We start from the raw sequence: 5452 nt of genomic DNA on the forward strand, positions 1-5452 counted from the left end.
CGGGGGCGGGGTGGGTGCCGGGGGCGGCCCGCGCGCCCCCCCTCTCCGATGTTTTTTTTCGGGGGGCGCACTCCGCGGAGTCCGACCCCTTCCGCGTCCCAGGTGCTGAAACGTTACCTAGATCTTTCCGGGCCGGGGCTGCGGTTCCCGTACCCACCTGGGCAGTTGCCGAACGGCGGGATCACACCTGGCGTGTCGCCGTACGACCGAGTCGCGGCCTTTGAATGGTGGATCGCAACACACCGTTCACCTTTGATTCATGCCTGATGTTGCCAAAGTAACAAGTCGGACAAACAGCGCCATGACCCTAAGTGATCATCGGATCGCATGCTTATGCCGTTCACCGCAACGGATTCCGAAGCAGTTCCGGCGTTGACGCAATCAATACGCCCAAGGTTCCATGGCGGCCCGGGAGCGACCGGACCAGACCCGAGCAACGAGCCAGCGGAGGCGATACCGCTCCCGTCCCAGGACCGAACAGAGCCGATCGGAATCCACATGACCGACACGCTTCGCCCGCCACAGAACGTAGCCGCCACGGCGGACGGCGCGGCCGCACCCCAGCAGCTCAAGCGCTCGATCGGCGTCGTGGGCGGCACCCTGCTCACGCTGTCCTGCGTCACCCCCGCGTCGACGCTCTTCGTGATCGTGCCGGAACTGTTCTCCAGCATCGGCAGCGCCACCGCGCTGGCGATCGCCATCGGCTCCGTCCTCTGCGTCGCGGTCGCGTTCTGCTACTCCGAACTCGGCACCCTGATCCCCAGCGCCGGCGGCGAGTACGCGATGGTCGGCACCCTGGCCGGACGGCTCGCGGGCTGGCTGGTCTTCATCCAGTCGCTCATCGTGGTGATGATCGTCCCCTCGGTCATCGCCCTCGGCACCGCCGACTACCTGGCGCCCGTCCTGCACGTCGACAAGCCGATCGCCGGCGCCGCCGTGATGCTCGCCGCCACCCTGGCCGGCCTGCTCGACCTGCGCGCCAACGCCTGGATCACCGGCATCTTCCTGGTCCTGGAGGTCATCGCGGCCGGCGTGGTCTCGGTGCTCGGCTTCTCCCACGCCAACGCGGCCCACCCCAGCCTGCTGCACGGCCTGGTCTCCACCGACGGCGGCGCCGCCAGCCCCGTCGGCATCGGCGCCATCATCGGCGCGCTCGGCATCGCGCTGTTCGCCACCCAGGGCTTCTCCACCGCCGTCTACCTCTCCGAGGAGCTGGAGAACCCCCGCCGCACCGTCTCCCGCACCGTGCTGTGGACCCTCGGCCTCTCCAGCGCCATCATCCTGATCCCGGTCGCCGCCATCACCCTGGGCGCCCCCGACCTGCAGACCCTGACCTCCGGCGACATCTCCGGCATGGTCACCGCCTGGAGCAACTCCGCCGTCGGCACCTTCATCAGCCTCTGCATCGCGCTGGCGATCATCAACGCCGGCATCGTCATGGTCATCCAGAACTCCCGGGTGCTGTTCGCCTCCGCCCGCGACAAGGCCTGGCCCGAGCCCGTCAACAAGGCCTTCGGCACCCTCGGCCGCTTCGGCTCCCCCTGGATCGCCACCCTCGCGGTCGGCCTGCCCGGCGCCGCGCTCTGCTTCGTCAAGGGCGAACTCCTCAGCAACATCACCGGCGTCGCCGTCACCGCGATGTACCTGCTGGTCGCCATCGCCTCGCTGCTCTCCCGCCGCGGCCACCACAAGCACGCCGCCGCCTGGCGGATGCCGCTGTGGCCCGCCGTCCCGGCGCTGCTGATCGTCGTCCTGGTGTACGTGATGACCCAGCTGGACGCCGAACCCCTGCTGTGGACCGGCGGCATCACCGCCGCCGCCACCCTCTACTGGCTGTTCTACCTGCGCCCCCGGCAGGACACCCGCTGGGTGATCAGCCTCCCCGAGGACCAGCAGGGCTGACCCCCGATCCCCCACCCCTCCCCCACGCGGCGGTGCCCCGGACCTCCCCCAGGCCCGGGGCACCGCCGCGTCCGCACCGCCGCGCTACTTCCTCAGCTTCCAGACCGGGGCGGCGGCGATCGTCTGCATCTGGTCGTCGGTCAGCACCGGGGTCTTGCGGGTCGCCGGGCTCGTCTGGGTGCCGCTGTTGAACGAGCTGATCACCACCCGCAGGCCGTCCGGGTGCAGGGTGTCGACGGTCCACATGTCCACGCCCGGCTTGTCGCTCCCCTTGCTGACGACCACCTTGGTGCCGTCCGGCAGCGTCCTGGCGTCGCCGAACAACGAGTTGCCCCGGTCACCGCTCCAGTCCTGCACGTTGAGCTGCACCATGGACTTGCCCTTGCCGTCGTTCAGCACGAAGTTGGCGTAGCCGGGGCCGTCGCCGCCGGGCTCCGTCTCGGTCAGTCCGCTCGGCAGCAGTCCGGCGACGGTCGTCAGGATCTCCTTCGCGCTGTACTCCTTGGAGGTGTCGCGCACCGGAACCGGCTTCGGCTCCGGGATCGCGGCGACCACCGGGTCCCAGGCCTTGTCGGTGACGATCGCCCTGAGCTGCTCGGGCGACAGCGGCGGGGCCGGCCGGCTGTCCGGCGCGCCCTTCTCGGCCGGGGAGTTCCACTCCGACAGCTCGACCTGCCGGCCGTCCTGGCCGATCAGCCTGGCGTTCCACCACTTGGTGGTGGCCCGCTTGTCCGGGTACTCGTAGCCCTGGAGGACGGTCAGCGAACCGCCGCCCGGCACACTCGTGCTGGAGCAGGCGTCGTACTGGACCAGCTTCTTGTCCGGGCAGGCGTTCTGCGCCCGGTTGGGGTCGTTCGACGCCAGCCGGGTGAGCGAGATGCCCATCGCGGCCTTGCCCTGGCCGTCGTCGAAGAGCAGGGTGGCGCCCGCGTTGACGGAGCCGCCCGGCTTGCCGGACGGCGACCCGGTGCCGGTGCCCTTGCCGTCGGTGACCTGGCCCTTGGGCAGCAGCGCCTGGAAGGCGGCCAGCACCTCGTCGCCGCTGACCTCCTTCGGGGTCGGCGTACCGGTCGAAGCCGGGGTCAGCGCGGCGCTCGTGCCCGTACTCCCCGACGCCGCCCCGGTTGAGGCGGCCGCCACCGTGGTCGTACCGGACGGCGAGCCGGACCCGGTCAGGTACACCGCTCCGGTGCCCACCAGGGCCAGCGCGGCGGCGCCGCCCACCACCGCGGCGGTCGAACGGCTGCGCCAGCGGCGGCGGCCCCGCTGGTAGCCGCCCGCGACCATCCCGGCCTGGTCGGCCTGCTCGGGGCGGAATCCCTCACCGGTGCGGGTGAGGGCGTAGAGGAGGTCGTCTTCGAACTTGTCCTGCTCGGGCATGGCGGATCACCGTCTCCTTGCGTCGCGGAAGTAGCGGGGAAATGCGGGGTGGGCGGGGCGTACCGGTGTGCCGGTGCCGGTGGGCGGGGTGTGCCGGCGGGCGGGACGTTTCAGCGGGCCGAGAGCTCGGCCAGCGAGTCGCCGAGCAGGGTGCGCAGCCGGGCCAGCGCCCGGGTGGTCCTGGTGCGGACCGCGCCGGAGGAGAGCCGCAGCACCTCGGCGGTCTGCTCGACACTGCGGTCCTCCCAGTAGCGCAGCACCAGCACGGCCCGGTCCGCGGCGGACATCCGCCCCAGCGCGTCCAGCAGGGTCAGCCGCAGACTGCTGTCCGTGTCCTGCCCGGCCGCCTCCGGCAGCGCCTCGGTCGGGCGCTCGCCGCTGGAGCGGCGGCGCTGCTGGGCGAGGAAGGTGCGCACCATCACCGTGTGGGTGTAGGCCGCCGGGTTGTCGATCCGGTGGCGGCCGCCGGTGAAGGCGCTGCGCCGCCACAGCACGTACATCCGGCTGAGGGCCTCCTGCACGAGGTCCTCGGCGTAGTGGGTGTCGCCGCTGGTCAGCAGACAGGCCGAGCGGTAGAGGTGCCCGGTGCGGCTGGAGACGAGTTCCAGGAACTCCGCGTCCTTGGCCTCCCGGCCACCCCTGATCCATCCCATGTGCCCGTCGCTCCCCCGCGTCCGTGTGCCCCGCCGACACTTGATGGATGCGGTGGACCGCCGCCGGTGTTACAGGCGTTCCACGACGTTTCCCGTGACCGCCGCGCGGGCGTGCGGGCGGCGGGTCAGTCGGCGGAGCCGCGGCGCCGGTCGCGCAGCACGACGCCGCCGCCGATCAGCAGGGCGACCAGCAGCGTGCCGACGCCGACCACGTAGGTGGCGGTACGGCCGTCGCGGTCGGCCTGGGTCTCGCCGAGGCCGACCGGGGCCGGCACGATCGGGGCCGCGGCCAGCTGCACGGGGGCGTCCTGGGCGGGCTCGGACGGCGGGTTCTCGGGCGCGGTGGTGACGGCCTTCACCGGGTCCACCACGCCCCAGCCGATGAACCGGTTCGGGCCGCGCTCGGTGCGCTGGGCGGTCTGCTCGATCCAGGCCCGCACCTGGGCCGGCGTCCACTTCGGGTGCGCGCCGACCAGCAGCGCGGCGAGTCCGGAGACGTACGGGGCGGCGAAGCTGGTGCCGTTGTCCACGCACTGGCCGCCGCCGGGCACCGTGGAGAGCATCTCGACACCGGGCGCGGCGACCTTCACGAAGGAGCCGTACTGGGAGAACGGGGCGCGCTCGTTGTTGCGGTCGGAGGCGCCCACGGACAGCACGGTCGGGAAGGCGCCCGGGTAGGTGTCGCCCTCGTTGCCGTCGTTGCCGCTGGAGGCGACCACCACGACCTTGTTCTGCTCGGCCCGCTCGATCGCGGCCTTCAACTCCTGGTAGCCGCCGAACCGGGCGTCGCCCGCGCCGCGCACGTCCTGGGAGATGTTGATGACCCCGACGTGCTTGTCGACCGCGTCGTTGATGGCCGCGGTCAGGGTGGAGACGTCGCCGTTGCCCGCACTGTCGTTCTGCCGGATCGCGTAGATCCTGGCGTCGGGGGCGAGCCCGACGAAGCCGGTCCGGTCGCTGCGGCCCGCGGCGATGATGCCGGCCACCTTGGTGCCGTGGCCGACCGTGTCCGTCAGGGAGTTGCCGTCGACGGCCTTGTTGCTCTGCTTGTCGATCAGCAGGGTGGGGCCCACGTCCACCCTGCCGTGCAGTTGCTGGTTGCTGTCGTCGACCCCGGTGTCGATGACGGCGACCGTCACGCCGTTGCCGGTGGTCGCCCCGCCCTGCCAGAGCTGGTCGAGCAGTATCCGCTGCAGCGACCACGGCACGGTCGGCACGTCGGGCGCGGGCCGGGGGCAGTCACCGGCGGCGGCCAGCCCGGGCCCGCCGTCCGCGTACGCGGGGGCGGCCGCCGGAGCGCCCAGCACCGTGAACGCGGCCAGCGCCGCGGCCGTCCTGCGGAACCCGCGTCCGGACACCCTGCCACCCCTCATGTTCGCCCCCGTGCCGCTCCGCGCGCCGAAGGGCGGGCGCCCCGCGGCCCGGGGCCCCCCCCCCGGGGGTGCCGGCCGGGGCCGGGGGGGGGCATGGTCGGTCCGAGAGAGGCGGGGTTGGTTGTAGGTGGGGGGTTGTTGTTG

At 72.3% G+C, this 5452-nt stretch carries 4 protein-coding genes; 1 reads left to right on the top strand and 3 read right to left on the bottom strand.

The window, feature by feature from the left end; translation table 11 throughout:
• The first annotated feature begins 498 nt into the window (after positions 1-498).
• Positions 499-1902 (top strand): APC family permease, encoded by a 1404-nt coding sequence (locus ACFWXO_RS35690; RefSeq protein WP_375896071.1) that lies wholly within the window; start codon positions 499-501, stop codon positions 1900-1902.
• Positions 1903-1986: 84 nt separating this feature from the next.
• Here the strand turns inward: ACFWXO_RS35690 and ACFWXO_RS35695 are convergent, their stop codons facing one another.
• The 3 genes from ACFWXO_RS35695 to mycP form a co-directional block, all read right to left on the bottom strand.
• Positions 1987-3282: a hypothetical protein gene (locus ACFWXO_RS35695; protein WP_375896068.1), complete on the bottom strand. Its 1296-nt coding sequence runs from the start codon at positions 3280-3282 to the stop codon at positions 1987-1989.
• A gap of 110 nt (positions 3283-3392) precedes the next feature.
• Positions 3393-3935 carry a SigE family RNA polymerase sigma factor gene (locus ACFWXO_RS35700; protein ID WP_375896065.1) on the bottom strand — a complete coding sequence of 181 codons (543 nt, stop codon included), beginning with the start codon at positions 3933-3935 and terminating at the stop codon, positions 3393-3395.
• A gap of 125 nt (positions 3936-4060) precedes the next feature.
• Positions 4061-5293 carry a type VII secretion-associated serine protease mycosin gene (mycP, locus tag ACFWXO_RS35705; RefSeq protein ID WP_380529301.1) on the bottom strand — a complete coding sequence of 411 codons (1233 nt, stop codon included), beginning with the start codon at positions 5291-5293 and terminating at the stop codon, positions 4061-4063.
• Positions 5294-5452: the final 159 nt, after the last annotated feature.

Source organism: Kitasatospora sp. NPDC059088, from assembly GCF_042738155.1.
Classification (GTDB): Bacteria; Actinomycetota; Actinomycetes; order Streptomycetales; family Streptomycetaceae; genus Kitasatospora.

Excerpts from the sequence above, each read along its gene's own strand:
- ACFWXO_RS35690 (WP_375896071.1), top strand. The coding sequence starts at position 499 with ATGACCGACACGCTTCGCCCGCCACAGAACGTAGCCGCCACGGCGGAC.
- ACFWXO_RS35695 (WP_375896068.1), bottom strand. The coding sequence starts at position 3,282 with ATGCCCGAGCAGGACAAGTTCGAAGACGACCTCCTCTACGCCCTCACC.
- ACFWXO_RS35700 (WP_375896065.1), bottom strand. The coding sequence starts at position 3,935 with ATGGGATGGATCAGGGGTGGCCGGGAGGCCAAGGACGCGGAGTTCCTG.